The 22,216-nt window shown below is 67.6% G+C and carries 26 protein-coding genes and 1 tRNA gene; 14 read left to right on the top strand and 13 right to left on the bottom strand.

Annotated features, from left to right (window positions below; genetic code table 11):
• Nucleotides 1–58: 58 nt before the first annotated feature.
• Both MAA8898_RS13170 and MAA8898_RS13165 read right to left on the bottom strand, forming a co-directional pair.
• Entirely contained in the window at nt 59–634 is a 576-nt protein-coding gene (locus MAA8898_RS13170) for a c-type cytochrome (protein WP_094021474.1), read from the bottom strand.
• A complete protein-coding gene (locus MAA8898_RS13165) occupies nt 634–1,890 on the bottom strand; it encodes a PQQ-dependent sugar dehydrogenase (RefSeq protein WP_094021473.1) in 1,257 nt (418 codons plus the stop codon). Before MAA8898_RS13165 ends, MAA8898_RS13170 begins: the two co-directional genes overlap by 1 nt.
• A gap of 223 nt (nt 1,891–2,113) precedes the next feature.
• Between MAA8898_RS13165 and MAA8898_RS13160 the strand changes: the two genes are divergently transcribed.
• The 6 genes from MAA8898_RS13160 (at nt 2,114) to MAA8898_RS13135 (ending at nt 7,527) form a co-directional block, all read left to right on the top strand.
• Nucleotides 2,114–2,458, top strand: coding sequence for an ElaB/YgaM/YqjD family protein (locus MAA8898_RS13160; protein WP_094021472.1), 345 nt, complete (start codon nt 2,114–2,116; stop codon nt 2,456–2,458).
• Between the two features lie 3 nt (nt 2,459–2,461).
• Nucleotides 2,462–2,791, top strand: coding sequence for a phage holin family protein (locus MAA8898_RS13155; RefSeq protein WP_094021471.1), 330 nt, complete (start codon nt 2,462–2,464; stop codon nt 2,789–2,791).
• Nucleotides 2,792–2,795: 4 nt separating this feature from the next.
• Nucleotides 2,796–3,848 (top strand): AI-2E family transporter, encoded by a 1,053-nt coding sequence (locus MAA8898_RS13150; RefSeq protein WP_176445153.1) that lies wholly within the window; start codon nt 2,796–2,798, stop codon nt 3,846–3,848.
• 157 nt (nt 3,849–4,005) lie between these two features.
• Nucleotides 4,006–4,659: a protein-L-isoaspartate O-methyltransferase family protein gene (locus MAA8898_RS13145; RefSeq protein ID WP_094021469.1), complete on the top strand. Its 654-nt coding sequence runs from the start codon at nt 4,006–4,008 to the stop codon at nt 4,657–4,659.
• 101 nt (nt 4,660–4,760) lie between these two features.
• Nucleotides 4,761–6,143, top strand: a complete 1,383-nt coding sequence (locus MAA8898_RS13140) for a TolC family outer membrane protein (RefSeq protein ID WP_094021529.1) — start codon at nt 4,761–4,763, stop codon at nt 6,141–6,143.
• A gap of 199 nt (nt 6,144–6,342) precedes the next feature.
• Entirely contained in the window at nt 6,343–7,527 is a 1,185-nt protein-coding gene (locus tag MAA8898_RS13135) for a hypothetical protein (protein ID WP_176445152.1), read from the top strand.
• Nucleotides 7,528–7,688: 161 nt separating this feature from the next.
• Here the strand turns inward: MAA8898_RS13135 and MAA8898_RS13130 are convergent, their stop codons facing one another.
• A complete protein-coding gene (locus MAA8898_RS13130) occupies nt 7,689–8,009 on the bottom strand; it encodes a DUF6280 family protein (protein ID WP_094021467.1) in 321 nt (106 codons plus the stop codon).
• A 216-nt stretch (nt 8,010–8,225) separates the two neighbouring features.
• Between MAA8898_RS13130 and efp the strand changes: the two genes are divergently transcribed.
• Nucleotides 8,226–8,789 carry an elongation factor P gene (gene efp / locus MAA8898_RS13125; protein WP_094021466.1) on the top strand — a complete coding sequence of 188 codons (564 nt, stop codon included), beginning with the start codon at nt 8,226–8,228 and terminating at the stop codon, nt 8,787–8,789.
• Nucleotides 8,790–8,882: 93 nt separating this feature from the next.
• Nucleotides 8,883–9,359, top strand: coding sequence for a GNAT family N-acetyltransferase (locus MAA8898_RS13120; RefSeq protein ID WP_094021465.1), 477 nt, complete (start codon nt 8,883–8,885; stop codon nt 9,357–9,359).
• Between the two features lie 39 nt (nt 9,360–9,398).
• On the opposite strand, the gene ygfZ is transcribed toward MAA8898_RS13120, so the two are convergent.
• Complete coding sequence (ygfZ, locus tag MAA8898_RS13115; protein ID WP_094021464.1) at nt 9,399–10,136, bottom strand: CAF17-like 4Fe-4S cluster assembly/insertion protein YgfZ; 738 nt, start codon at nt 10,134–10,136, stop codon at nt 9,399–9,401.
• Between the two features lie 59 nt (nt 10,137–10,195).
• On the opposite strand from ygfZ, the gene MAA8898_RS13110 reads away from it, so the two are divergent.
• Nucleotides 10,196–10,873: a TIGR04283 family arsenosugar biosynthesis glycosyltransferase gene (locus MAA8898_RS13110; protein WP_094021528.1), complete on the top strand. Its 678-nt coding sequence runs from the start codon at nt 10,196–10,198 to the stop codon at nt 10,871–10,873.
• Nucleotides 10,874–10,949: 76 nt separating this feature from the next.
• On the opposite strand, the gene MAA8898_RS13105 is transcribed toward MAA8898_RS13110, so the two are convergent.
• Together MAA8898_RS13105 and MAA8898_RS13100 are read right to left on the bottom strand one after the other, a co-directional pair.
• Complete coding sequence (locus MAA8898_RS13105; RefSeq protein WP_094021527.1) at nt 10,950–12,629, bottom strand: ABC transporter ATP-binding protein; 1,680 nt, start codon at nt 12,627–12,629, stop codon at nt 10,950–10,952.
• 76 nt (nt 12,630–12,705) lie between these two features.
• On the bottom strand, nt 12,706–13,419 hold the full coding sequence (locus MAA8898_RS13100; RefSeq protein ID WP_094021463.1) for a tyrosine-protein phosphatase: 714 nt from the start codon (nt 13,417–13,419) through the stop codon (nt 12,706–12,708).
• Nucleotides 13,420–13,558: 139 nt separating this feature from the next.
• Between MAA8898_RS13100 and MAA8898_RS13095 the strand changes: the two genes are divergently transcribed.
• From MAA8898_RS13095 to MAA8898_RS13085, 3 genes are all read left to right on the top strand, one after another.
• Nucleotides 13,559–14,758 carry a pyridoxal-phosphate-dependent aminotransferase family protein gene (locus MAA8898_RS13095; protein WP_094021462.1) on the top strand — a complete coding sequence of 400 codons (1,200 nt, stop codon included), beginning with the start codon at nt 13,559–13,561 and terminating at the stop codon, nt 14,756–14,758.
• Between the two features lie 77 nt (nt 14,759–14,835).
• Nucleotides 14,836–16,179, top strand: coding sequence for a 3-phosphoshikimate 1-carboxyvinyltransferase (gene aroA, locus MAA8898_RS13090; RefSeq protein ID WP_245853406.1), 1,344 nt, complete (start codon nt 14,836–14,838; stop codon nt 16,177–16,179).
• An 84-nt stretch (nt 16,180–16,263) separates the two neighbouring features.
• A complete protein-coding gene (locus MAA8898_RS13085; protein WP_094021461.1) occupies nt 16,264–16,872 on the top strand; it encodes a (d)CMP kinase in 609 nt (202 codons plus the stop codon).
• Between the two features lie 36 nt (nt 16,873–16,908).
• On the opposite strand, the gene MAA8898_RS13080 is transcribed toward MAA8898_RS13085, so the two are convergent.
• Entirely contained in the window at nt 16,909–17,940 is a 1,032-nt protein-coding gene (locus MAA8898_RS13080; protein WP_094021460.1) for a LacI family DNA-binding transcriptional regulator, read from the bottom strand.
• 152 nt (nt 17,941–18,092) lie between these two features.
• Between MAA8898_RS13080 and MAA8898_RS13075 the strand changes: the two genes are divergently transcribed.
• Nucleotides 18,093–18,169 (top strand) — tRNA-Arg (locus MAA8898_RS13075).
• Nucleotides 18,170–18,174: 5 nt separating this feature from the next.
• Here MAA8898_RS13075 and MAA8898_RS13070 read toward each other — a convergent pair.
• From MAA8898_RS13070 to MAA8898_RS13050, 5 genes are all read right to left on the bottom strand, one after another.
• The gene (locus tag MAA8898_RS13070) at nt 18,175–19,290 is read right to left on the bottom strand and encodes a tyrosine-type recombinase/integrase (protein WP_094021459.1); all 1,116 of its coding nucleotides are present in this window, start codon (nt 19,288–19,290) and stop codon (nt 18,175–18,177) included.
• Nucleotides 19,287–19,472 carry a hypothetical protein gene (locus MAA8898_RS13065; RefSeq protein WP_094021458.1) on the bottom strand — a complete coding sequence of 62 codons (186 nt, stop codon included), beginning with the start codon at nt 19,470–19,472 and terminating at the stop codon, nt 19,287–19,289. Before MAA8898_RS13065 ends, MAA8898_RS13070 begins: the two co-directional genes overlap by 4 nt.
• A complete protein-coding gene (locus tag MAA8898_RS13060; RefSeq protein WP_141194849.1) occupies nt 19,438–20,223 on the bottom strand; it encodes a hypothetical protein in 786 nt (261 codons plus the stop codon). The genes MAA8898_RS13065 and MAA8898_RS13060 overlap by 35 nt, the downstream gene beginning before the upstream one ends.
• Before the next feature lie 97 nt (nt 20,224–20,320).
• Nucleotides 20,321–20,512: a hypothetical protein gene (locus tag MAA8898_RS13055; RefSeq protein ID WP_141194848.1), complete on the bottom strand. Its 192-nt coding sequence runs from the start codon at nt 20,510–20,512 to the stop codon at nt 20,321–20,323.
• Complete coding sequence (locus MAA8898_RS13050) at nt 20,505–20,717, bottom strand: hypothetical protein (protein WP_094021455.1); 213 nt, start codon at nt 20,715–20,717, stop codon at nt 20,505–20,507. The genes MAA8898_RS13055 and MAA8898_RS13050 overlap by 8 nt, the downstream gene beginning before the upstream one ends.
• Before the next feature lie 107 nt (nt 20,718–20,824).
• Here MAA8898_RS13050 and MAA8898_RS13045 point away from each other — a divergent pair, with 107 nt between their 5' ends.
• Nucleotides 20,825–21,025, top strand: a complete 201-nt coding sequence (locus MAA8898_RS13045) for a helix-turn-helix domain-containing protein (RefSeq protein ID WP_094021454.1) — start codon at nt 20,825–20,827, stop codon at nt 21,023–21,025.
• Between the two features lie 119 nt (nt 21,026–21,144).
• Here the strand turns inward: MAA8898_RS13045 and MAA8898_RS13040 are convergent, their stop codons facing one another.
• Nucleotides 21,145–22,215: a phage portal protein gene (locus tag MAA8898_RS13040; RefSeq protein WP_094021525.1), complete on the bottom strand. Its 1,071-nt coding sequence runs from the start codon at nt 22,213–22,215 to the stop codon at nt 21,145–21,147.
• Nucleotide 22,216: the final 1 nt, after the last annotated feature.

Raw genomic sequence — 22,216 nt, 5'->3', positions numbered from 1 at the left:
CACAGTGCGATACTTGGTAAAGCATCGGCGGAAACATATTCCGGAATTCGCGTTTGTATCAATTGTCCTTTCGGATATCCAGCATGACGGCGGCGTACCAGTCGCCCGCGGCGCGCATCTCGTCATCGGTCAGCCCGGAGGCGATGTCGCTCATGATCTCATGGGTGCGCTTGCCGGTGCGGAACGCCTTCAGCTGGGTGACGATGTAGATGTTGGTTTCACCCGCGAGGTTGGGCGCGTCCGGGAACACCGCGATGCCGTCGGCGCCGTGGCAGTCGACACAGCCCTCCGGCGCGCCCGCCGGGTCGGCGTTCAGCGTGGCCACCGCCGTGTGCGAGGCATACCAGGCCGCGACGTCGGCGATCTGCGTGTCGCTCAGGCCGCCGGCCACCACGCTCATCATCTCGTGCTGGCGTTCGCCGGACCGGAATGCGGTCAGCTGGTGCACGATGTAGCCGGCCTGCTCGCCGCCGATGTGCGGCGCGATCGGGATCTTGGCATAGCCGTCCAGCCCGTGGCAGGTGCGGCACATGTTGGCGACCTTGCGCCCGGCTTCGGGATCACCCGCCTCCTGCGCAAGGGTGCCCCCGGCGAGCGTGAGCCCGCCGAGAGCGATGACAAGGGCAAGCCGCATCACATGCCTTCGTAGCTAATGCGGTAGACCGCGCCGGCGAGGTCGTCCGACACCAGGATCGACCCATCCCGCAGCTGCGCCACGTCGACCGGACGGCCCAGGTATTCGCCGTTCTCGTCGATCCAGCCCTCGGCAAAGGGCTCCATCGTGGCGGTGCCGTCCTCGGCGATGTAGGTCACCATGACGCGCGCGCCGACCGGCTCGGTCCGGTTCCACGACCCGTGCTGGGCCGAGAAGATGGCGTTCTTGTATTTCTCCGGGAACATGTTGCCGGTGTAGAAGGTCATGCCCAGGTCCGCCGCGTGGGCGATGGTTTCGACCGCGGGCATCACCACCTCGACCGGCACGTCCTGGCCGGCGTATTCGTTGGTGCGCACGTCGCCGCCACCGTACCACGGGTGGCCAAAGTGCTGGCCCATCGCCGTCTGGTGGTTCAGCTCGCCCGGCGGGATGTCATCCCCCATGCCGTCGACCTGGTTGTCGGTCCACCACAGCTCGCCGGTGACGGGGTGAAAATCGTGCCCGACCGAGTTGCGCACGCCGTAGGTGTAGACTTCGCGCCCGGTGCCATCCAGGTTCATGCGGATGATGCCGCCGATGCCCCATTCGCTGTAGAGGTCCAGCTTTTCCTGCGGCGCCACGTTGAACGGCTGGCCCAGCGAGATGTAGATCTTGTTGTCCGGCCCGATCTTGCAGACCCGCGCGGTGTGGTTGTAGCTCTCTTCGTCCACCGGGATCAGGTCGCCCTGCGCCACCAGGTTGAAGGCCGCCACGTCCGGGCTTTCGTAAAAGAACTCGGCCGCCGGGAACAGCAGCACGCGGTTCTGCTCGGCGATATAGAGGAAGCCGTCCTTCGAGAAGCAGGGGCCGTTCGGGATCGCGAATTGCAGCGACGGCGCGAAATCCTTTACCTCGTCGGCGATGCGGTCCTTGTTGCGGTCGGTGACCGACCAGACCTTGTCCTTGCGGGTGCCGACAAAGGTCACGATGCCCTGCGGGCCCACCGCCATGTGGCGGGCGTCCGGCACCACGGCGTAAAGCTCGATCTTGAAACCGTCCGGTAGCTTGATCTTCTCCAGCGTGCGCTTGATGCCCTCGGCATAGGCGCCGCCCTGTTCGATGAAGGTGAATTCGGTTGTGCCTGTGGTCTTGAACTGTCCCAGCTTTTCAAGGTTGTCCGGCACGTCTGCGCCCTGCGCCGCGGCCATTCCGGCCGAGATCGCAAGCGCCGCGGCACTGGTCAGAATACGTTTCATGAATGTTCCTCCCCAGGGTTGTGGCGGGTCTCTCCCCTCACCCGCCTGACGCGACGTTAAGGGCGCTGCGACGCAATGCAACACAGCCGATTGTCTGTATTGATTGCAACCCTTGATTGTCCCCGCCGGACGCCGCGCCAGCAATGATACGGCCGGTCCGGGGAACCGGATCGCGTCGGCGGAGTTGGGTGAGGGAGACAGACACACTGCCAAGGAGGAAACCATGGCCAGCCAGACCGGGACCAAGACCCCAGCCACCGAGACCAGCATCCAGAGCGAAACCGAGGCGCTGGGCAAGCAGATCGAGACGATCCGCAAGGATATCTCGGCCCTGACCGAACTCATCGCGGACATGGGGGCCAAGCGGAAGGACGCCGCGGCGCAGAAAGTGCGCGAAAAGGTGACCCATCTGCGCGACCAGACCGAAGCGGCCGGCAACCAGGCTCAGGAGCGGCTCGAAGCGCTGACCGCCCGCGCCCAGGCGGAGGTGCGCGAACAGCCTGGAACGGCGCTGCTGATCGCCTCGGGTGTCGGCTTTCTGGCCGGCCTGCTTCTGTCGCGGAGGTAAGGCATGCTTGCCATGATCGAAACGCGGGCCCGGGCGGCGCTGCGCCGGGGCGTCGCCGGGCTGATGGGCGGGGTGCTCGTGGCGATCGGGCTGGGTTTCCTGACCCAGGCCGCCTGGCTCGCGCTGGCGTCGTGGCAGGGCCCGCTCTTTGCCGCCCAGACCCTGGGCGGCATCTACCTGCTGTTGGGCGGAGTGGTGCTGCTGCTTGTGCGCAAGCGGCATGATGCGCCTCCACCCGCGCCGTCACGCCAGGCGATCAGTCACCTCGTCCTGGCCGAGGCCTTTCTCGTCGGGCTCGACGCGGCGCGCAGCGCGCGCAAGCGCGCGGACTGACATCATGGCGATTCCCGAAACCGTCAAACTTGCCCGATCATTGCGCGTCTCGGCGACCGTCCTCGCGGTGCTGGCGACTCTCACCGCGCTCTGGGTCGCGCGGCCCATCGCCGCGCCGCTGCTGCTGGCCTTCGTGGTTGCGGTGGTGCTGGGGCCGGTGCAGGACCGGTTGTGCCGCGCCGGTTTGCCCGGCAGCGCCGCCGCCATGTTGATCCTGCTGACCTTCCTGCTGGGCGGCGGGGCGCTGCTGCTCATGGCGGAACCGCTGGTCTGGCGGGTCTGGGACGAGGTGCCGACAATCCGCTGGGAACTCAGGTCGCTGCTGTGGGAACTGCGCTCGGCGCTGCAAGGACTCAAGGAAATCAACGAGGAACTGCTTGGGGCGGCCGGAGGCACCGCGGGCGAGGATGGCGAGCGCGGCGTGGCCATGCCCACCGCGTTCGACGCCGCGCTGTTTGCACCGGTCATCCTCGGCCAGGTGCTGGTCTTCCTCGGCACGCTGTATTTCGCGCTGACCAGTCGCCAGACCCTCTATGCCTCGCTCTGCGCCGCGGTGGGCGGCGCGCCGCTCCGGGCCCGGATCGACGGCGCCGAACGGCAGGTTGCGCGCTATTTCGGCACGATCACGCTGATCAATCTCGGGCTCGGCGTCGCGCTGACGCTGGCGCTGTCGGCACTGGGCCTGCCGCTTGCCATCGTCTGGGGCTTTGCGGCGGCGCTGCTGAACTTTGCACTCTACATCGGGCCCGCGCTGGTCGCCGTGTCTCTGCTGCTGGCAGGGCTGATCAACTTTGACGGCGTCATGGTGGTGGTGCCTGCGGCGATCTTTCTCTTTCTGAACGGGATGGAGGCGCAGTTCGTCACCCCTTCGCTGGTCGGCCGCCAGATGCGGCTGAACCCGCTGTTCGTCTTTCTCTCCATCGTGTTCTGGCTGTGGCTGTGGGGGCCGGTGGGGGGCGTCGTCGCCATTCCCGTGCTGCTGTTCGTGGTTTCGCTGAACGATCAACGCCTCGCCACCGGTGACGCCGAATTGGCCGCCCGCGCCCCCGCGGCCTGAGACATCCTCCGGCACGGCAGCCGGGCGGCTGGTGCAGCGAGGCAACGTCCCGCGGTTGCGACCAATCGGCCCGCCGGAAAAGACGCGGCAGACATTGCCGATGGGGAGAGGTTGTGGCACAACCCTGTGCAAGGTTCTGAACGGAAGAGTTTAGTACATGACAGACTTTGCCACCCGCCGCCGCATGATGGTCGATACCCAGGTCCGCCCGTCGGACGTGACCGAATTCCCGATCATCGACGCCATGTTGACCATCCCGCGCGAGGCCTTCGTGCCGCGTGACCGCATCGAGGCGGCTTATGTCAGCGGCGATGTCGAATTGGGGGGCGGGCGTGTCCTGCTGGACCCACGCCTGTTCGCCAAGATGCTGGACGCCCTGAACCTGACCAACAACGACCTCGTGCTCGATGTCGGCGCGGGCCTGGGCTATTCGTCGGCCGTGATCGCCCGCATCGCCGAAGCGGTGGTCTCGGTCGAGGAAGACGAGGCAATGGTCGCCGAAGCGCAGGCGCTGCTGTCCGAACACCACGCCGACAACGTCATGCAGCACACCGGCCCGCTGACCGCGGGCGCGGCCGAGCATGGCCCCTACGATGCCATCATCATCGAGGGCGGGGTCGAGGTTCTGCCCGAGACGCTGGAGGCGCAACTGAAGGAAGGCGGTCGCATCGCCGTGATCTTCATGGAGAAGGCTCTTGGCACGGTGCGCATAGGTCATAAACTGGATGGCAGGATCACCTGGCGGTCCGCGTTCAACGGAACGGCGCCGGTGATCTCTGGCTTTGAAAAAGAGGCTGAATTCGCGCTCTGAAATTCGGGCCGCGGCGGCAGTCGAGAAAGGAACGGGGGAAACTCGTGCTCGGCAGGATTCGTGAGAAATGCGCTTTGGGGGCCGCGTCGGTCGCTCTCGTGATGTCGATGGCCGTCCCGACCTGGGCCGAGACGCTGGCCGAGGCGCTGACCGCCGCCTACATGAACAGCGGCTTGATCGAGCAGAACCGCGCCACGTTGCGCGCCGCGGACGAGGACGTGGCGCAGGCCATCGCCCAGCTGCGCCCGGTGCTGCGATGGACGGCGGATGTCCGCCGGCAGTATGGCGTGGCGGGCCAGTTCCAGACCAACGTCCTGACCGGTGTGCGCACCTTCAGCGAAAGCGGCTTCTACTCCCAGACCGCCAGCATCGACCTGATCGCCGAGATCGTGCTGTACCGCGGCGGCCGCAACAAGCTGGCCATCGAGGCGGCCAAGGAGCAGGTGCTGGCCACCCGCGCCGAGCTGGTGGCGATCGAACAGCAGGTGCTGTTCCGCGCCGTCGCCGCCTTCATGAACATCCGCCGCTACACGCAGACCGTGTCGCTGCGTGAAAACAACGTCCGGGTCATCAACCAGGAGGTGCGCGCGGCGCGCGACCGGTTCGAGGTGGGCGAGGTGACGCGCACCGACGTGGCCCTGGCCGAGGCGCGCCTGGCGCAGGCCCGTGCCGCGCTGGCCGCAGCCCAGGGCGACCTGCTGGTCGCGGGCGAGGAATACCTGGCCGCCGTCGGGGAAAAGCCGCGCAACCTGATCAACCCGCGCGCGCTGCCCAAGATCCCCTCCAGCGTGGCCGAGGCAAAGGCGCAGGCGCTGCGCCGCCACCCCGAACTGATCGCCGCGCAGCATGCGGTGACGGCGACCGAGATTGCCATCCAGATCGCCGAGGGCGCGAAAAAGCCGACCGTGACGCTGCAAGGCTCCTACGGCGTGGACCGCAGTCTCGACAACCGCGAGTATTCGCGCGGGGGGGCCATCACGCTGGGCGCCAGCGGGCCGATCTATTCCGGCGGGGCGCTCGACTCGGCGGTGCGTCAGTCCATCGCCAGCCGTGACGCCGCCCGGGGCCGGCTGCACACCGCGCTTGCGGGGATCGAGTTGAACGTGGGCGAGGCCTATGCCGCCCTGCGCGTCGCGCAGGCCAACCGCACCTCCTTCGAAGAGCAGGTGCGCGCCGCGACCGTCGCCTTCCAGGGGGTGCGCGAAGAGGCCAAGCTGGGTGCCCGCACCACGCTGGACGTGCTGGACGCGGAACAGGAACTGCTCGACGCGCGCGCCAGCCTCGTCAGCGCGCAGGTCAACGAATCCATCGCCGCCTACCAGGTGCTGGCGTCGCTGGGCCTGCTGACCGCCGAGGCGCTGCACCTTGATGTGCCGCAATTTGATCCCTCTGCCTATTACAACCTGGTCAAGGGCGCGCCGATGAAGCGCAGCAAGCAGGGGGCCGAACTGGACCGTGTCCTGAAGGCCCTCGGAAAAGAGTAGTTTTTTCTGCATCTGTTGTGCGGGGCGCGGCTTTGCGGGTACACTCTGGCCCGAGGCAAGAGTGGCAGGAACAATGTCAGATCGCGTGACCAATGTACAAATAGAGGACGTGCTGTCCTCGATCCGCCGGCTGGTGTCCGAAGATGCCCGCCCGCGTCGCCCCGTGTCCGCACCCGCACCTGCGCCCGCACTTGCGCCCTTGGCCGAGCGGCTGGTGTTGTCCCCGGCGCTGCGCGTTCCGGAGCCCGAGCCACCCCAAGCCGCGGACCCGGCGGAACCCCCGATGATACTGACGGCGCCAACGCTCTTGCCCGGGCAGGAGGAACCTCCGGTCGCGCAGTTGGAACCGGCGGTCGTTCAGGAGGAACAGGCGTTCGCGCAGGAGGATGCGGCAGTTGCGCTACCTGCGGCGTTTCTGCTGCATGATGCGGCTCGGGCGGAGCCAGAGGAAATCCTGTCCGATCCGGACCAGGATGCCGATCTCTCGCTGGACGATGACCAGCCCGAGGGGGATGACCTGTCCGGTCCCGAAGACTTGGAGCCGGAACAGCAGGACGAGGCCGCGGCTGAACAGCTCGAAGCGCTGTGCGCCGAGCTGACCGAGGCCGCCGAGGCCTCCGAGGACGACGATCTTGATCACGTAGTGGATGCGCCGCGGCTTGAGTCGGTTTTTGACGGCTGGGCCGAAGAAGGCGAACCCGAAACGATGGTCGAGCCGTCCGAACCGGACCACGACTCCGCGCTTGAGCGCAAGATCGCCACGCTGGAACAGATGTTGCATCGCCAGTCGCACCGCTGGACCCCCGTGCCCGATGCGCAAGAGGACGAGCAGGCGGAGGACGTGCCAGAGGCCGAGGACGCAGGGGACAGCCGTGCCGCCGATTTGTCGACGTTGCAGCCCGAACCCAAAGACGCACCGGACGACGATGCGGAACTCGAACACCTGCCAGCGGCAGAGCTTCCCGAGATCGACGTCTCAGCCGTGGCCGAGGCGGCCCGCACCACGTTCCCGCCCGAAGTGGCCGATACGGTGAGCGAAGGCCCGGACGACGCAGCAGCCGACGATCTGGCCGAACCCGACACCCCATCAGAGAAACCCGCCTTCGTGCGTCACATGGGCCGTACGGGACACTCCACGCTGGAGTGGGAAGACCATGCACCCGCCGCGGCAGACCCCAGGCCTGCCGTGTTGGACCGGGACGACCTGCCGCCGGCAGCAGCATCCGGCGCGACCGAACTGAGCGAAGAAGCGCTGCATGCCATGGTCGCAGAGATCATCCGCGAAGAATTGCAGGGTGTGCTGGGTGAGCGCATCACGCGCAACGTCCGCAAGCTGGTCCGCCGCGAGATTCATCGCGTGCTGATGAGCCAGGACTTCGACTGACAACCACACTGCCGGCACGGGCATGCGCAGGCGCCTGATCCGTCGGGGGCGGCGCCTTGCCGTTTCTGACAGCGCAGGTGACAAGACGCAAACAACGCCGGGTCAGACGAAAAAACGCGCCCCGCGAAGGGGCGCGCTGGATGAAGTCGGTCGGTCTGGTGTCAGGCGGCTTCGGCTTGCTGGGCCGCGTTGCGGCGCTCGCTCTCTTCGCGCGACAGCGCAACAGAGGTCCGCACACCCTTGGAAACAAAGTCCATAAGTCCGGCCACCACACGTTCGTTCGGGTCAATCCCGGCGCAGGACAGCACTTCGCGACCGTCGCGCGACCGCGCCCAACGGGCGATCTGCTCGGGGCCGTTGCCATACTTCTTGTCGTCTGCGATCGCATCGTCGAGGGCAGCCAGCACCACCGCCGCAAAAAGCTTGCGCGCGCGGTTGCCCTGTTCGGCGTTGAAAGCGGTGCTGTCAACGAAATCCTTCATGTCTCGACCTTTGATTATTGCTCTTGTGTTTTTCGGCGTACCGGGGGTTATGGCGCATTCGCTTCGATTCGGATACCCCATTGCTGCATAGCAGTTATGCAAAAAACGCATGGCTTTCTGCGGGTGCAGCACGAGATACGTTGTCTTGCCACGCACCTGTGCGCCAGATATAGGGGCGGTCGAACAATCATCAACCTTTCGCCATGGTTCTGACTCATGCCCAAGATCAACGGCAACGAAATCCGCCCCGGCAATGTGCTGGAGCATGACGGCCACCTCTGGGTGGCGGTCAAGGTCGACCATGTGAAACCCGGCAAGGGCGGCGCCTTTGCCCAGGTCGAGATGAAGAACCTGCGCAGCGGCTCCAAACTGAACGAGCGTTTCCGCTCGGCCGACAAGGTCGAGGCCGTGCGGCTCGAGACCAAGGACATGCAGTTCCTCTACGAAGACGCTGGCCAGCTGATCTTCATGGACGCCGAGACCTACGAACAGGTCCAGCTGGACGCCGAGATCCTCGGCGAACGCCGCCCCTTCCTGCAGGACGGCATGACCATCGCGGTGGAATTCCACGACGCCGAAGCGCTGAGCGCCCGCCTCCCGGCCAAGGTGACCTGCAAGATCGTCTCGACCGAGCCGGTGGTGCGCGGCCAGACCGCCGCCAACAGCTTCAAGCCTGCCGTGCTGGACAACGGCGTGCGCATCACGGTGCCGCCCTTCGTGGGGCAGGACGAGATGATCATCGTCAACACCGAAACCCTCGAGTATTCCGAGCGCGCCTGACCTCGGGGCCCGCGCGCACATCCCCCGAACCTGCCGGGGGTGACAGACACCATGAAACCAAAGCCTCCGGCCCACCCGCCAGGAGGCTTTTTCATGATCGACACCGCCCGCGACACCGACCTGCCCGCTCTGGCCGACATGCTCTATGCGCTCAACGCGCTGCACGCGACCCATCTGCCCGAGCGGTTTCACACCGCGGGCAGGCGGTCAGACCTGGGTGACATCCTCGCCGGAGCCATGGCCGACGGCGCGCAGCTGCTGATCTATCGCACCGAGGGCGTGCCGCGGGGCTACCTGATGTGGCGGCCTGTGGATCGTCCCGCGACGGCGCTGGAACTCGCCGCCCGCAAGGCGCTGCTGGATCACATCTACGTCCAGCCGATCTGGCGGCGGCGCGGGTTGGGCGCAAGGCTGATGGCCCGGTTCGAGCAGGACATCCGCGCCGAAGGCTGCACCGGCTGGATCAGCCGCGTCCACGCCTTCAACGGGGCGAGTGCCGCCCTGATGCGCGGGGCAGGGGCGCAGCTGTCCTTGCAGGTGTTCGAAAAGCCGCTGGATGTGCTTGCATGACCCCGGACCGGGTGTGCCGAAACAGCGCGCCCGGTCCGCTCAGCCGGCCCAGCGCACCCGCGCGTCCCCGGCCGTCATCTCGTCCCCGGCGCGGTCAAAGCGCAGGTAGGCGATGCCGCGACCACCCGACTGGGTGTAGAGCGTCCCGGCGGGCTTGTCCCCGGCCATGATCTCGGTGCCGACGGGGGCCGTGCCATCGACCTCGACCACGGCCAGGCCCTTGCGCAGCTCGGTCTTGTGCTTCATCCGCGCGGTCACTTCCTGGCCGACATAACAGCCCTTGCGGAAATCGACGCCGTGCAGCCGTTCGAACCCGGCTTCGAGGATGAAAGTGTCGGGCGTCAGTTCGACCCCCGCCTCAGGCACGCAGGCCGCCACACGCAGCGCGTCCCAGTCCGCATCCTGGCCCGGCTGGCCGGCGTAGCCGCGCCAGCCCAGCGAAGGATGACGCGGATCGGCAAATGCGCCCTCGGGCATCGGCCCGGTGCCGCGCGTCACGACGATCTCGGTCGGTGAGATCGTCACCGGCGCGCGCAGCTTGTACATGGCCAGCCGCTGCGCTACCGAATCCCCCAGCGCCTCGGGCAGATCGACCAGCACGTCATCGCCATCGGGCACGAGGAAGAAATCCGCCATGTATTTCCCCTGCGGGGTCAGCAAGGCGGCATAGACCAGCCCGTCCTTCAGGCGGACCACGTCATTCGTCACCAGCCCCTGGAGAAACTCCGTCGCCTGGGGGCCGCTGACCCGCAGGACTGTCCGCTTGTCGTCCGACATTCGCTTTTCCTTTCCCGTTGCAGCGGCATATAGGCGAGGTGATCAAGGGTGAACAGGTCATGCGCGCGCCAATCTCCGTCATCATCCCCACGCTGAACGCGGCCGACCACCTGCCCGCCTGCCTGGGCGCGCTGGGCGAGGGGTTGCAGGCCGGGCTGATCCGCGAGCTGGTGGTCAGCGACGGCGGCTCTCAGGACGCCACCCGCGCCATCGCCGAGGCCGCCGGTGCGCGCCTCGTTACCGGCCCCGCGTCGCGTGGTGGGCAGATCCGGCGGGGCATTGCCGAGGCCGAGGGCGCCTGGCTTCTGATCCTGCACGCAGACACCCGGCTGGCCCCCGGCTGGACCGATGCGGTCTTGGCCGGCCTGACGCAGCCCGGCGCCTGGCACTTTCGACTGGTCTTCGACGTAAAGGGGATGGCACCCCGGATCGTGGGAGGCTGGGCCAACCTGCGCGCGCGGCTGTTCCGGCTGCCCTACGGCGACCAGGGCCTGCTGATCGACCGCGCGACGCTGGATGCGGCTGGAGGCTACCCGGACCTGCCGCTGATGGAGGACGTGGCCCTGGCCCGTCGCCTGCGCCGCCGCTTGCACGGTCTGCCCGCCACCGCGGTCACCTCGGCCGGAAAATACCAAAGACAAGGCTGGCTCAGGCGCGGCGCGCGCAACCTCTGGACGCTGACCCGCTACTGGGCCGGGGCGGACCCGGAAACGCTCGCCCGCAGCTACCGGCGCTGACGCCGGAAAAAGGCGCGCCTCGCGGTTTCTTCTCTGTGAAAATACCCGAAAGCCCGGCCACCACCGGGCGCCGCGCTCAGGCCCCGGCGTCGACCGAGTCGAACTGCAGGCGGTAAAGGTCGGCATAGGCGCCGCCGCGCGCCAGAAGCGCCTCGTGCGTGCCTTCCTCGACCACCCGCCCGGCCTCCATCACCACGATCTTGTCGGCGTTGCGCACCGTCGACAGCCGGTGTGCGATCACCAGCGTGGTGCGCCCCTCTGACAGCTTTTCCAACGCGGCCTGCACCACCGCCTCGCTGGCGGCGTCCAGCGCGCTGGTCGCCTCGTCCAGCAGCAGGATCGGCGTGTCGCGCAGCAGCGCCCGGGCGATCGCCACCCGTTGCCGCTGCCCTCCCGACAGGCGCGAGCCGCGCGGCCCGACCTTGGTCTCCAGCCCCTCGTCCAGCCTCGGCAGGAAGTCGGTCACATGCGCCGCCTCCAGCGCCGCCGCCAGGGCCTCGTCCGACACCTCGCGGTCCAGCACGATGTTGTCGCGCAGGCTCTCGTCGAACAGCAGCGCGTCCTGGCTGACGACCGAGATCATCTTGCGCAGCTCCGCCAGCCGCATCGCCGACACCGCCACGCCGCCGATCTCGACGCGGCCCGCCTGCGGGTCGGCCATGCGGGTCAGCAGGTTGAACACCGTGGACTTGCCCGCGCCCGAGGCCCCGACCAGCGCCGTGGTCTTGCCCGCCTCCGCCTCAAAGCTGAGACCGTGCAGAACCGGCGCCTCGCCATAGCGCAGGTCGACCGCCTCCAGCCGCACACCGGGCACGCCCTGCGGCGGGGGCACAGGCTGCGCCGGGTCGCGCAAGTCGGGCTGGGTCTGCAACAGCTCGATGATCCGCTCGATCGAGGCCGCCGCCACCTGCCACACGCCGGTGACCGCGCCCAGCCGGCGCAGCGGCTCGAAGGCAAGGCCGATGGCGGTGAAGAAGGCCATGAAATCGCCCACCGTCTTTTCGCCCGACAGGATCTCTCCGCCGCCGAACCACAGCACACCGACAAAGCCGATGCCCGACATCAGGTCGATCAGCCCGGGCAGCGAGGCCTGACCGGCGGCTGACCGTGTCTCGGCCTTGATGCGGGCCTGGGTCAGGCTGCGGTACTTCCTGGCCATCCAGCCTTCGAGCCGGTTCAGCTTGACTGCGGTGATGCCGTGAAAGACCTCGTTCAGCCGGATCGACAGTTTCGCGGAAATGTCCCGCACCGTCCGCGCGTTGCCACGGACGAAGCGTTGCAGCAGCACCGAGGGCCCGACCAGCAGCGGCGCGCCCATCAGCGCGACCAGCGTCCAGCGCCAGTCAATCGCCAGCGCCACGCCGAACAGCGAAATCAGCGCCACCACGTCGCGACCGGCGCCGGTGATCAGCGTGCTCCAGACCTTGGAGATGGAGTTCACGTCGCCTTCGATACGCTGGATCACGTAGCCGGGGCCGTACTGGTGGTGAAAGCCGGGATCCAGCGTCATCAGGTGCTGCAGCATGTCCTGCCGGATATCGCCCATCGACATCTGCGAGACCCGGGTCAGCAGCACCTTCTGGACGATGCTGGCGACCGCCCGCATGGTGAAGATGCCCAGCACCGCCAACCCGACCCAGACCAGCGCATCGGCGTTGCCGCCGACAAAGACCTCGTCGAACATCGGCTTCATCATGTAGCTGAGCAGGCCGAACATGCTGCCTTCGAGCGCCATGAAGACCATGGCCACGGCCATCGGCCCGGCGTACCGCTTGAGGTAGCGCCGCCAGAGCCAGAGGAACAGGCGCCTAGGCGGCGGCGCGCCGGTGGTCTCAGCCACGCATCATCTCCCGCGCCGTGTCGATCTCGGGGCGCCGCTTGTCCCAGCCGTCCTGGATCACCCTGGCCTTGTACTCGGTCCGAATCCACGGCTCGAACCCGATCTCGCCCAGTTGCAGCCGCGCCTCATAGACCCGCAGCACGTAATCCTGCACCCCGGTCTTGGTAAAGTCGAGGTGGATGTACTTGAGCCCCAGCTGCCTCTTGGCCTCGGCGATGTCCGCCCCCTCGAAGACCAGCAGGTAGAGCGCCGCGACAAAGCCGGCCCGGTCCGCGCCTGACTTGCAGTGGAACACCAGCGGCTTTTCGGCCGCGCGCAGGGCGTCGATCACGCCGATGATGCGGCTGCGCGGCGCGGCCTCACGCGCCCAGAGCTTGGCGTCGACCAGGGTCAGGCCAAGGGCCTCGCAGCTTTCCTGTTCCAGCAGGTAATGGGCAAAGCGGTCCTCGCCGCGCAGGTTGACGATGGTGCGGATGCCCATCGCCTTGTACCGTTCCAGCCGCCGGTGGTCGGGCTGGTTCGAGCGGTAGACGCCGGGGGCGATCTGGTAGAAATTCGTCCAGAGCACGCGCAGAAAGGCATGGTCGAACAGGTGGTAATGCAGCATCGACCAGCGCCGCGCCGAGGGCGTGGAGATGTCCTTGCCGAACGACCGCCGTAGCCGGCGCTCGGCCTTGTCGAGTGTTCTCCAGAGTCGTGCCAGCATCCGCGCGCGGTCCTTGCGGTCCTTGGGGTTCCGGCGGGCGGTTTACGCGGCAATGCCCGGCCTGTCCAGCGAGCGGGCATATTGACGGCGGGGCGCGGCCCGCTAAACCTCGGCGGCACTGCTGGAAAAGGAATCCCCCATGCCGCTCTCCGCCGGTCGTCCCTACATGGCCCTGCCGGGGCCTTCGATGATGCCTGACCGGGTGTTGCAGGCGATGCACCGCCCCGCACCGGACATCTACGCCGGTGAATTGCACGACATGGTGGCCAGCCTGATCCCCGACCTGCGTGCCGTGGCGCGCACCTCGGGGCACGTGGCAATGTACATCGCCAACGGTCACGGCGTCTGGGAAGCGGCGCTGGTCAACTGTGTGGCGCCCGGAGAAAAGGTGCTGGTGCCGACCACCGGCGCCTTTGGCCACGGCTGGGCCGAGATGGCGCGCGGCATCGGCGCCGAGGTCGAGATCATCGAACATGGCCGCAAGACCCCGATGGACCCCGAGCGCCTGCGCGCCGCCCTGCTGGCCGACAAGGGCCAGCGCATCAAGGCGGTGCTGGCGGTGCATGTCGATACCTCGTCCTCGGTCCGGTCGGACGTGGCGGCGCTGCGCCGCGTGCTGGACGAGGTCGGGCACCCGGCGCTGTTGATGGCGGACTGCATCGCCTCGCTGGGTTGCGACGTGTTCGAGATGGACGCCTGGGGCGTTGACGTGATGATCACCGGCTCGCAAAAAGGGCTGATGGTGCCGCCGGGCATGGGATTCGTGTTTTTCAACGACCGGGCCAAGGCGGTGCGGCGAGCCATGTCGCGCGTGTCGTGCTACTGGGACTGGGCGCCGCGGGCCGAGCCGGGCATGTTCTCGCACTACTTCGGCGGCACCGCGCCCACGCATCATCTGTACGGGCTGAGGGCGGCGCTGGACATGATCCACGACGAAGGGATGGCGGCGGTCTGGCAACGCCACGCGCGGCTGGCCCGCGCACTGTGGACGGCGGCGGACTGTTGGGCCAGCGAAGGCCCGTTCCGCCTGAACGTCGCGGACCCCGCGCACCGTTCGCACGCGGTGACGGCGGCGCAGGTGGGCGCGCCGCTGGGGGATCGGCTGCGGGAATGGTGCCGCGATGAGGCCGGCGTGACGCTGGGGGTCGGGCTGCGGGTCAACGATCCGCTGGACCCGACCGGCGCGGGCTACTTCCGCTTTGGCCACATGGGGCACGTCAACGCGCACGGCATCCTGGGCCTGATCGGCGTGGTCGAGGCGGGGCTGACCGCGCTGGAGATCCCGCACGGCGCGGGCGGCCTGGCGGCGGCCGTGGCCGACCTGGCCCGCCCCGACTGACGCCCACGCGCAGAACGCCGATTTACCTCACCCCACCCGCTTGCTATCAGGCGCCGACACCCAGCAGGAGACCGCCCATGTCCGCCCACGGCGCCGCCATCCCGATGACCTCCCGCGCCTCCCGCCCGCTGACGGGCGAGGCGCATGTGCCCGGCGACAAGTCGATCTCGCACCGCTCGCTGATCCTGGGCGCGCTGTCGGTGGGTGAAACCAGGGTGACCGGCCTGCTCGAAGGGCAGGACGTGCTGGACACCGCCAAGGCGATGCGCGCGTTCGGGGCGCAGGTCGAAAAGACCGGCGACACCTGGCACGTCCACGGCGTCGGCGTCGGCGGCTTTGCCGAGCCGGGCAGTGTCATCGACTGCGGCAACTCCGGCACCGGCGTGCGGCTGATCATGGGCGCCATGGCCACATCGCCGATCACCGCGACCTTTACCGGCGACGCCAGCCTGAACAAGCGTCCCATGGCCCGCGTGACCGACCCGCTGGCGCTGTTCGGGGCGCGCGCCTACGGGCGGTCCGGCGGGCGGCTGCCGATGACCATCATCGGCGCGGCCGATCCCCGCCCGGTGCGCTACACCGTCCCGGTGCCCTCGGCGCAGGTGAAATCCGCCGTGCTGCTGGCCGGGCTGAACGCGCCGGGAGAGACCGTGGTGATCGAGCGCGAGGCGACCCGCGACCATTCCGAACGCATGCTGGCGGGCTTTGGCGCGACCATCTCGACCGAAGTCACCGACGAGGGCCGCATCATCACTCTTCAAGGCCGGCCCGAGCTGAAGCCGCAGACCATCATCGTGCCGCGCGACCCGTCCTCGGCGGCCTTCCCGGTCTGCGCCGCGCTGATCGTCGAAGGTTCGGACGTGCTGGTGCCCAACATCGGCCTGAACCCGACCCGCGCCGGGCTGTTCTTTACCTTGCAGGAGATGGGCGCGGACCTGACGTTTGAAAACATGCGCGAAGAGGGGGGCGAGCCGGTGGCCGACCTGCGCGCGCGCTTCTCACCCGATCTGAAGGGCATCGAGGTCCCGGCCGAACGCGCCGCCAGCATGATCGACGAATATCCGGTGCTGTCGGTGGTCGCCGCCTTTGCCGAGGGGCGCACCCACATGCCCGGCGTCAAGGAACTGCGGGTCAAGGAAAGCGACCGGATCGAGGCGATGGCCACAGGCCTGCGCGCGGCGGGTGTGACCGTCGAAGATGGCGAGGACTGGTGGACGGTACACGGGCTGGGCCACGGCAACGTGCCCGGCGGCGTGACCGCCGCGACGCACATCGACCACCGCATTGCCATGTCCTTTCTCGTGCTGGGGCTGGCGACGCAAGCGCCGATGACGGTGGACGACGGATCGCCCATCGCCACCTCGTTTCCGATCTTCGAAGGGCTGATGGGCGCGCTGGGCGCTCAGATCACGCGCGGCTGACGGCAGGGCCGGCAGGGGTCCGGGGGTTTTCACCGCGCGGCGCAGTTGCTAGGCCTCGGACAGGGCAGACACGGAGTGCGCGGCATGAGCTTTACCATCGCCATCGACGGCCCGGCGGCCAGCGGCAAGGGCACCATCGCGCGGCAACTGGCGGCGCATTTCGGCTTTGCCCATCTCGACACCGGGCTGCTGTACCGCGCCGTGGGGCTCAAGATGCTGGATGGTGTGCCGCCGCTGCAAGCCGCACAAGGGCTGGACCTGCGGGGGCTGGACGCCGCCGCGCTGCGCGGCCCCGAGGTGGCGCAGGCCGCCTCCAAGGTGGCGGCGCTGCCCGAGGTGCGGGCTGCGCTGATCGACGTGCAGCGCGCCTTTGCCCGCCGCTCGGGCGGGGCGGTGCTGGACGGGCGCGACATCGGCACGGTGATCTGCCCCGACGCCGAGGCCAAGCTGTTTGTCATCGCCGGCCCCGAGGTGCGCGCGGCGCGGCGCTGGCGCGAGCTGGTGGCGGCGGGTCATGACGTGACGCAGGAAGAGGTGCTGGCCGACGTGCTGGCGCGGGATGCCCGCGACATGAACCGCGCCGATGCGCCGCTGAAGCCCGCGCCGGACGCGATCACGCTGGACACCTCCAAGATGGACATCGAAGCCGCCGTGGCCGAGGCCATCGCCATCGTGAAACGGGCAGGGGCCTGACAGGCCACGGGGTCCCGGGGCAGGCTCGGGACGATTTCAGCGCCGTTTCAGCGTGTCGCCGTAGTCGATCTTGGGCGTCAGTTCGACGATCTTCTCGACCGGGACGGCGGGGTTGTCGACCCGGCTGGCGATGATCTCGGCGGCCTTGCGGCCGATCTCGGCGCGGCAGGCATCCATCGTCGCCAGGCGGCGCGGCAGCCCATCCAGCAGCTCGACCCCGTTGAACCCGGCAAGCCCGATCTGGCCGGGGATGTCGATGCCCTGCGCCAGCAGTTCGAACAGCCCGCCGGCCGCGATCATGTCGTTGGAATAATAGAGGAAATCGAGTTCCGGTTCGCGTTCAAGCATGGCTTTGGTCATTTCGCGCCCCTTGGCCAGTGCCGAGCCGCCGGAATAGAACTCCTGGTCGATGACCTCGATGCCTTCCTTGGCCAGCGCCTCGGTGAAGCCTTCGAAGCGTTTGCGCGCGCGATGGTCGAGCGGCATCTTGGTGCCCATGAAGCCGATCCGCCGATACCCCTGCTTGAGGATCGCCCGCGCCATCTCGCGCCCGGCGCGGCGGTGGCTGATGCCCACGGCGCAGTCGATCGGCGTGCCGTCCGTATCCATGATCTCGACCACCGGGATGCCGGAGGCCTTGAGCATGGCGCGCGACGCATCGGTGTGTTCCAGACCGGCGATGATCACGCCGGAGGGCCGCCAGGACAGCATCTCGTAGAGCACGCGCTCTTCCTTTTCCGGCAGGTAGTCGGTGACGCCGACCACCGGTTGCAGCTCGGTCTCCTCGAGCACGGCAGAGACGCCTGACAGCACCTCGGGAAAGACCATGTTGCGCAAGCTGGGGATGATCACGGCCACCAGGTTCACCCGGCTGGAGGCCAGCGCCCCGGCGATCTTGTTGGGCACGTAGCCCAGCGTCTTGGCGGCCTCCAGCACCTTTTCCCGCGTCGCCTGGCTGACATCGCCGCGGTTGCGCAGGACACGGCTGACGGTCATCTCGGACACGCCGGACGCCTCGGAGACGTCGCGAAGGGTGAGGGGGCGGGGATCGTCGGCGGCCAAGGTCATATCCTTTTCGTGAGATGTCACCACGTTACCGCAATCAGGACCGTGTTCAAGAGCCGCCGCGCGTCCCGCGCAAGAGAGGTGCGCAGGGCGGGCTGCGCGGTGGGATTCTGGGGCGTGACAGGGGCAGACAGAGCCGCTAAACACGGGGTCACGACCTCGTGGCTCAACTGGATAGAGCAGCCCCCTCCTAAGGGGCAGGTTGCAGGTTCGAGTCCTGCCGGGGTCGCCATGTCATCAGATTTCCCCTTTATTTTTAAGAGGTTGAGACGTGTCTTTGCCCAACCGGACAGACAGGTTGGGCAAACTTTCGTTCGTGGGTAGCAGCCGCAGGGCATCCGCGACCATCGTGGCGCGGTTCGCCTTGGCGACATATCGGCGGGCCTCGTTCGGGCTTTCGTGGCCCAGAAACGCCATGATTTGAAACTCGGTCGCGCGGCGCTCGGCCAGCCGGGTCGCCCCATGCTTGCGCAAGCCGTGCAGACTGCATTCGCTTGGAAGGCCCGCCGCCGCGATCCAGTCACGGAACGCGTTGCCAAACCCAGCGACAGAGAAGGGAGCGCCGTCCTGGCGCGTGATGAAGACGGGACGCTTTGCCGGATGCAGGGCCAGTTCGCGGGCCAGCTCTGGCAGCAGGGCAAGGGGCAGCTCGACGTGGCCGCCTGTCTTGCCTCGGCTGTAGACGATTGCACCGCCGCGCAGGTTGGCCGCACCCATGCGGGCCACGTCCTGGCGCGCCGCTCCCGTGCCAAGGGCAAGCTCGAAGGCGAGACGCGGCATGGTACCAGATGCGTGATGCGCCCGGAATTGCTCGACTTGTTCGACAGTCCAGGTGTGGAAGCCGTCACTTCTGATCCGCCGCCGGTCAACCGCCGCCGTCGGCGGCGTGCCCTTCAACGCAAAGTGAGCGGCGGCATGGGCGTAGATTTCGACCAGCTCCTTGTGCAGCCGGTTCGCGGCATGGGGACCGCCCTTCTTGTCCATCAGCGCCGCCACGTGCCGGGGTTGCAGGTCACTCAGGCGAAACCGGCCGATGCGTTCACGTATCCAGTCGAGTCGGCCGCGCTTCGGACCGCGCGTCGTCTCGCGCAGATCGCGCCATTTAGCGCTGCGCAGCATATGTTCTATCACATGGTCGAAGGTGCCAGGTGCGGCCTGAATCTCCCGCTCTGCGGTCCCGCTGATAGCGGCCTCATAGGCGGCGCGGAATTGTGCAGAGCCGTAGGGCCCGGGCAGGTAGGTGTCCACCTTGCGCCCGTTCACGGTGCGGCGCAGGCGCCAGCGTTTCTTGCCGTGCCGGTCGACGTGCGGGGTGTTGCCCACGCCGGGGAAAGGGTTGCGCCGCTTGGTCATCGGATCTCCAGCGCGCGGTCGATCTCGGTGGCGGCGTCGTCGGCCGCGCCTTCGCCGCAGGTAAGAACCATTTTTCCGTCCGGGTCGATTTCCACCTTGGCGACGGAAAGTCCTGCTGAGAGCACACCCTTGACGGCGCGCTTGACGTCATCCTGGCGGAAAGGGGTCTTGCGGCGGGCCATCACTGCCCCCCTCAGGGAAGAACGGGCCGCCCTTGGTGCGGCGCAGTTCGTGAACGCGGTCGAAGGCGTTGCGGATCGCCAGCGATATGTTGACGCGGACCACGGCGACAGCGCGCCTCAGGGCCTCCTGATAGGCAGCAAAGGCGCTGGCATCGTCGGGGTAGTCTTCGAACCAAGGTGCAATGGTCGCTTTGGCGTCTTTCATGTCGATGATCCGACAGACGGGTTCAGGAAGGTCCGTGTCTGCGCCCGGTGGGTAGAGGGGCCGCAGGCGCGGCTTGTGCTTGCCCTCGAGCACATACCGGCCTTCTGCAATCCAGAGTATCGAGTCCTCAGGCGCATGTGTGCCGCCGACATAGCCGCCGGTTGCATTGTGCAGCAGCTCGGAGACGTTCAGCCAATGGCGCAGCTCGGCCGGACCAGGACGAAAGCGTTTGCCCGCGTCGAATTGATGAAGCATGGCAAACAGCGCGGGCCTGTGATCCGGGGTTTGTGCAAACCGCGCCCTCGAGACGGCGACGGCTTGCAACAGCGGAAACCCCGCGTTGTGAGCAGCGCCGGAGACGGCAAGCTCGGCCAGTGCGTCTTCGCTGTAAAATCCTTCGGCTGCCAGTCTCATAGCCTCTTGATCCTCAAATGGTCCCGCCCGCCGGTCGCGGATGTGCTGCAACGCTCGCTTGTCCAGGCCAGTGGCGTGGATCACTTCGCTTGCTACCATCCGCGTTGGGTCGTCGTGTTTGGGACGGGCCATCTGCCATGCTTGCTTCTCGAACCTTGCGGCAAGATTACTCACACAAAAGGTTCATTGTCAATTGTGCCCGTCGCATAGCCGCAGCGATCATGCTCGACTAGCTTTCCAGGCCATCCAGCTCGGTCACGATTTCGCGCGCCAGCCGCTCGATCACCTCGAAGTGCGACAGGAAGTCGATGAGCTGGACCGGGTAGCCCAGATCATCCAGGGCGATGAATCCCCCAAAGCGCGCAAGGGCGGCGATCTGGCGGGCCTTGTCGGCAGTGTCGTGGTCCTGCATGTCAGTCACTCACACGCTTCGCCAAGGCGTCCAGTTCGGCGCAGGCCATGTCCAGAAGGTGCATGATCGGCGGCGCACCGCGCTCGCCCAAGGGCGGAAAATTGTCCGTGAGCATCGAAGCCGCGACTGTCAGATGGGTGATGCGCAGCAGGTGTTCATAGACGGTTTCGGAAGGCATGGCAGGATCGATCCCGCAGGCGGGGTCATTGGGCATTGTCAGGGTCTCCTGTTGTGGTATTGTTACAGGGTGACAATTACAGGACGTAGACAGTGGGTCAAGAAAAATGTCACACGGTGACACTTTCACCGGCGCAATCTCGCATGGCGCGGGCGGCGCTTGGGCTTGGTGTGCGGAACGTTGCCGCAGCGGCGGGCGTGTCTCCGACAACAGTAACCCGGTTTGAGAGAGGCGAAGAGCTGCGCGACTCTACCGTCGCGGCGATCCGCGCCGCCCTCGAGGAAGCGGGAGTCGAGTTCATCCCGGAGAACGGCGGCGGGCCGGGGGTCCGCCTGCGGAAGTGATGCGCGCCGCGCCTTGAGAACACCTGAGAGATAGGCCGCGCGCTGTCGGGGTTGCTGACGGGACTCTCCGACTGAGCCGGGATGCGTTGGGCGATCAAGGAAACCCAGGGGCACCCGCCCTATTCCGACGCTATCCAGTCCACCAGGTGCAGCGCGGCCGCCAGATCACCGGGCGCAAGCCCGGCCGCCTTTGCCTCGGCCATGGTTCCGATGATCGTGGACAGCGCCCTGGCACGGCCGCCAACGTCGAAGGCTTGCAGGGGCCTCAGCGTGTCGATCTGCACCCCGGTCCCCAGCTTGGCGCTGGCCTCGTCCGCCAGCAGCTCGGCCATCGGTTGCAGGGTCCAGGTGGCAAGCTGGCGCTGCGCCTCGCGGACAGCCGGGCCGGTTGCGGCGCGGTTGGCCAGCGACGGCAGGACGCCATAGGCCATCAGGATGCCCTCGCGCGCCGCTGCCAGCGTCTCGGCCGTCATGCTGCGGCTGAGGTCCGGGGAGAGCTGATCCGGCTTCTGCCCGATGGTCGGGTTCATGCCCGCCGCCGTCGCCTGGGCCACGCCCTCCATGACCAGGGTGGAGCCACGCCGCCCACGAAAGGCCGCGCGCAGGGTGGCCATGTCATCCGCCCCGGTGTCGGGCAGATGCGCGATGAGACTGCCAAGCGGGGCATTCTCGAAGGTCTCGGACAGGGCCGATTCCACCGCGTGCAGCATGGCGCCGGTCAGGCTGCTCCGCCGCAAGGGCGCCGTGCCGATCCAGGGCGTTGTGTGATCCGCGCCGATCCGCAGGTGCAGCACCTCCTGCGCCAGTGCGGTCACCATGCGCCCGCCGCCTGCATCTGGCAGGGACAGCCGGTAGGCGCGCGGCGTGCCGTCCCGCGTCGCCACGTCCCAATCGGTCGCCGGGACAAGGCCCCGGTCGGTGATCAGGAAGACAGCTTCGCCGGTCAGGGCCAGCGCCCGCGCAATCAGGGCCATGATCTGGCGGGGCAAGAGGTCGGTGCCCTCCACGTCCGCCATGGCAAAACCGCCTTCCCATAGGCTGATGCAGCTCTGCACCGTCGCTGTCAGCTCGGCCACGCCGCGCCGCCCGCTGATGTAGCTGTCCCGCGCGGCGATCACCTGGGCGGTGTAGCTCGATCCGCTGGCGCGGGCCTCGATCGGGCGCAGCTTGCTCTTGAGCCATCCCAGCATC

Source organism: Antarctobacter aquimaris (genome assembly GCF_900184945.1).
Lineage (GTDB): Bacteria > Pseudomonadota > Alphaproteobacteria > Rhodobacterales > Rhodobacteraceae > Maliponia > Maliponia aquimaris.
This window is presented reverse-complemented; position numbering and strand designations above follow the sequence as displayed.